Origin of the sequence: Streptomyces sp. MZ04 (assembly GCF_004684775.1) — a bacterium.
GTDB lineage: Bacteria > Actinomycetota > Actinomycetes > Streptomycetales > Streptomycetaceae > Streptomyces.
Window position 1 is genome coordinate 1 of sequence record NZ_SRIC01000460.1, and the last position, 4,030, is coordinate 4,030.

The window sequence follows — 4,030 nt, forward strand, 5'->3', positions numbered from 1 at the left end:
GGCGGCATACGAGGTTCATGAGCGTCTCGTGGGCTCGGAGATGTGTATAAGGGCTAGCCCTAGCGGCACGCCGGAAGGAGCCGCGGTAGCGGCCTGCCCTGCCGGGAGCAGGGCGAACGCGAGGCCGACGGCCGGCAGCAGCCTCGCTCTTCGCCACGCGGGTGCTCTGGTCATGGGTGCCCTCTCTTCGTCGGGCCCGGGCGGGGGTGGTTCCCGGGTGCTGCGACGAGTGTCAGGGGGCTTGTGTTGCGGGGGTGTTGACCGGTGCTGGCGGGAAGCCGCCAGGGCACCTTCCCGCCAGCCGCACCTGTCTCCGGCCGTTGCCCGGCAGACGGCTGACAGCGACAAGCACCTTCCGTGACAATGCAGTTGGCAGACGGTTAACGTGCGGCACGCGGTACGCGGGGTTCGAAGGGGCAGTGACGGGGCAGTGATGGACGATCTGGTGGAGTTCAGGACCGACGACGGCGCGCGGGTCGTCATGGCCGACGTGGACGACCCGCACGGCTCCCACCTCATCTCGCGCGGCGACGGCCCCGCACAGGCAGCCCGCACCTTCGAGAGCTCGCTCGCCGGGGCGCGCGCGGCCGCGGAGTCCGCGCTGCGGGTGTTCCGGGAGGGCAGCCTGCGCCCCGACTCGGTGGAGATCGAGTTCGGCGTACGGATGTCGGCTGAGGCCGGCGCGGTGATCGTGAAGGGCACGGCGGAGGGCCATCTGGTGGTGCGCCTGGCGTGGACTCCCGGCCGGTCCCCGGCGCCCGTCGCCGATCCCCCGGCAGGCCTGCCCCCGGAGGCCACCGCCTCCTCATGAGCAGCGCATCGTGGCATGCCCGCATCGTGTGCGGGGGCGAGGTCGGGGCCGGGTTCCTGGTGTCCGAGCGGCATGTGCTGACCTGTGCGCATGTCGTGCGGGGCAGTGATCGGGCGGCGGTCAGCGTCACCTTTCCGCACCGCGGGGACCTCGGCGAGGTGTCCGCGGCCGTCGAAGCGCACGGCGGGTGGGACGGGTCCGGTGACGATCCGGGGGACCTCGCCGTCCTGGAGCTGGCGCGCCCGGTGCCGGTACCGCCCGCCGAGTTCGCGGCGCCCGACGACGCGTACGCCGAACCCCGGCCCAGGCTCCTCGTGTACGGCTTCCCGAAGGGCTATCCGGAGGGCACCCTGGCCGAGTACCGGGCCACCGCCGCCCAGTTGATCGCCGACGAGTGGGTGCAGCTGGAGGCGTGGAGCGCCCACGGGCAGCCCCTCGCCCCGGGGTTCAGCGGCGCGGCGGTGACCCTCGCGGACAGCAACCGCGTGGTGGGCATGGTGTCGGCCGCCGCCCGCGCCTCCACCGGCGTACGCAACGGCAGGATGCTGCCCACCTCCGTGATGGCCCGCTACTGGGCCCCGCTCGGCGACCTGGTCCCCACCCCCGGCCACCATCGGGCGGCGAAGGAACGCCTTCGCGAGCTGGTGGAGCGGGCGGCCGGCAGGGGGCCCGCGGTCGACCCGGAGCGGCTGTACCACGACGCGGTGGGCCCGTTCGGCCCGCCCGTGCCGCGCGGTGGCTTCGGCTCGCTGTGGTCGGCGGCCTGGTACGTGCTCTCCGAGGTCGACGAGCCACAAGCGCTGACCCGCCTCGCCGACCGCCTCACCGGGCTGCTCGACGCGCCCCGGCCCACGGCCCCGTCCGGGGCGCCGCCGGACTGGTCCCCGATCCTCGTCGAGATCGACCACAGCGGCGCGGGCGACGACCAGCTCCTGGTCGAGGTCTCCGCGTACCGCGAGGGCCACCGCCACCCCGTCGGCTCGGACACCCTGGCCACCGGCAGCGTGCGGAGCTACGTCCAGGAGCGCGTCGACGACGCCTTCTCCCATCTCGCCCCCGGTACGGACGAGTTGCTGGCCTTCGTGCTGCCCCGCGCGCTGCTCAACTGGCCGGTGGCCCAGTGGGAGTGCGGCGCCGACGACCCGACGCCGCTCGGCTGCTCCTATCCGCTGGTCGTCACCGAGCGGTCCCGCCGCAAGGGCGGCCTGCGTCACCAACTGGCCCGCAGATGGGAGCACTTGGACGGCCGTACGGCAACCTCCCTGCACCGCGTCGAATGCGGCACCCAGGAGAAGCCGAACAAGCTGCGCTTCCGGTTGCGCCGGGAGGGCGCGGACCTCGCGGGGTTCGGGTCGCCGCCCCGGACCGGCCGCACCGGACCGGACAGCGCCGACGTGACGCACTTCGACGTGTCGCTGACCGCGCCCGTGCCGGTGCTGCTGTGGCCCCGCACGGGCTGCGAGGGCGCCGAGGGGCACGGCCCGGCGGGCGCCGACTGCGCCGGTTCGGAGTTCCTCGACCGTATCTCGGCCCATGTGGACGGAACTCCGCCCGCCGAACTCCCGCGCACCATACTGGCGTTGCGCGAGTCCGCGGAGGCGGCGGACGAGCCGGACAAGCACTGGGCGCGGGACGTACAGCTCCTCTGGGACGACCCGCGCTGTTTCCCCGACGCACCCGCCGCCCACCGCCACTCCCCCGTCGCCTGAGCCCGCCGAACGAATGCCGAACGACCTACGAATGACGAACGACCTACGAATGACGAAGACGTACGCATGACGAATGACGGATTCGGAGAACCCAGACCATGTCCCTGTGGCCCGTCTACACCGGCACGAACGAGCCCCACGACGGGATCACCCGGCTGCCTCCGCCCCCGCCCTGGCGTGCCTTCGACGGCGGCCCGGTCCTCGAGACGCCCACGGACGACGGCTCGGCTACCTCCCCGGACCGCGTACACCGGGCGCACACCTACCGCGCCACGGAGACCTGCGTCCAACTCGTCAACGCTGCCCTGTACTTGAGGCGCCCCCTCCTCGTGACGGGCCCGCCCGGCAGCGGCAAGTCGAGCCTCGCGTACGCGGTGGCACGGGAGCTGGGCCTCGGCCCGGTCCTTCGCTGGAACATCACGAGCCGCAGCGCGCTGCACGACGGCCTCTACCAGTACGACCCGCTCTCCCGCCTGTACGCGGCGAAGGACCAGGCCGCGCGGGACCTGCGGCACGGCCGCTCCGGCGGTCCCCGCGTCGAGGACGGCCGTTCCGGCGCGGGCATCGAGGACCACCTCCGTCTGGGACCGCTCGGCACCGCGCTCCTCCCCTACGACCGCCCCCGCGCCCTCCTCATCGACGAGATCGACAAGAGCGACCTCGACCTGCCCAACGACCTCCTGAACATCCTGGAGGAGGGCCAGTACGAGATCCCCGAGCTGGTCCGGATCGCCAAGCACGCCCCGAAGGCGGACCTGCTGGCCGACGGCTCGGACGACCCGGTGACGGTCGAGCGCGGCCGCGTGCGCTGCCGGGCCTTCCCCTTCGTCGTCCTCACCAGCAACGGCGAACGCGAGTTCCCGCCCGCCTTCCTGCGCCGCTGCGTCACGCTGCGCCTCCGCCAGCCGCGCGACGAACACCTGGAGGAGATCGTCCGCGCCCACCTGGGCGAGCCCGACGCCTACGCCCGTTCCCTCATCGCCCGCTTCCTGGAGCGCGGCACCGGCGGAGAGCTCGCCACCGACCAGCTCCTCAACGCGATCTATCTGACCGGCGCGGCGGGCGTCGACGCCGCATCGCGCGACGACCTCGCCCGCCAACTGATGCCGTATCTCACACAGTCGGCGGATCCGGGCCCCGATGGACTCTGACGCACCCCGGCACCGGGGACCTCTCGCGCGGCTCGCCGATCTCCTCGCGCAGACGGCGGACGGCTCCCGGCCGACCTCCATCGAGCTGGCCGAACTGGTGTGGCTGGCAGGGCAGATGGGCGGCGCGGAGCCTACGTCGCCGGACGCGCCCGACGACGTATCGCCGCCTGCACCATCCACCCCACCGCCGACGCGCGTGTCACCACCGAGCGAGACACCCGCCGCACCCAACCCTCCTCCGGACGACCGGGTGCCCCTGCGACTTCCGGCCCCGACGGACGGAGGCGCTCCGTCACCGATCCCAGGGCAGGACCGCGCACCGGACGCGGCCTCGGACCACACCCCCCTCCGCGTCCCCG

General features: G+C 73.4%; 3 protein-coding genes and 1 pseudogene. All 4 read left to right on the top strand.

Going from position 1 to position 4,030, the window contains the following annotated elements:
- The first annotated feature begins 433 nt into the window (after positions 1–433).
- Positions 434–811, top strand: coding sequence for a CU044_2847 family protein (locus E2651_RS41760; RefSeq protein WP_135336487.1), 378 nt, complete (start codon positions 434–436; stop codon positions 809–811).
- Positions 808–2,520 carry a trypsin-like peptidase domain-containing protein gene (locus tag E2651_RS41765; RefSeq protein ID WP_135336488.1) on the top strand — a complete coding sequence of 571 codons (1,713 nt, stop codon included), beginning with the start codon at positions 808–810 and terminating at the stop codon, positions 2,518–2,520. Before E2651_RS41760 ends, E2651_RS41765 begins: the two co-directional genes overlap by 4 nt.
- A gap of 98 nt (positions 2,521–2,618) precedes the next feature.
- A complete protein-coding gene (locus E2651_RS41770; protein ID WP_135336489.1) occupies positions 2,619–3,671 on the top strand; it encodes a MoxR family ATPase in 1,053 nt (350 codons plus the stop codon).
- A pseudogene (locus tag E2651_RS44890) lies at positions 3,661–4,030 on the top strand (hypothetical protein); the annotation flags it as partial. The gene E2651_RS41770 and the pseudogene E2651_RS44890, both read left to right, overlap by 11 nt.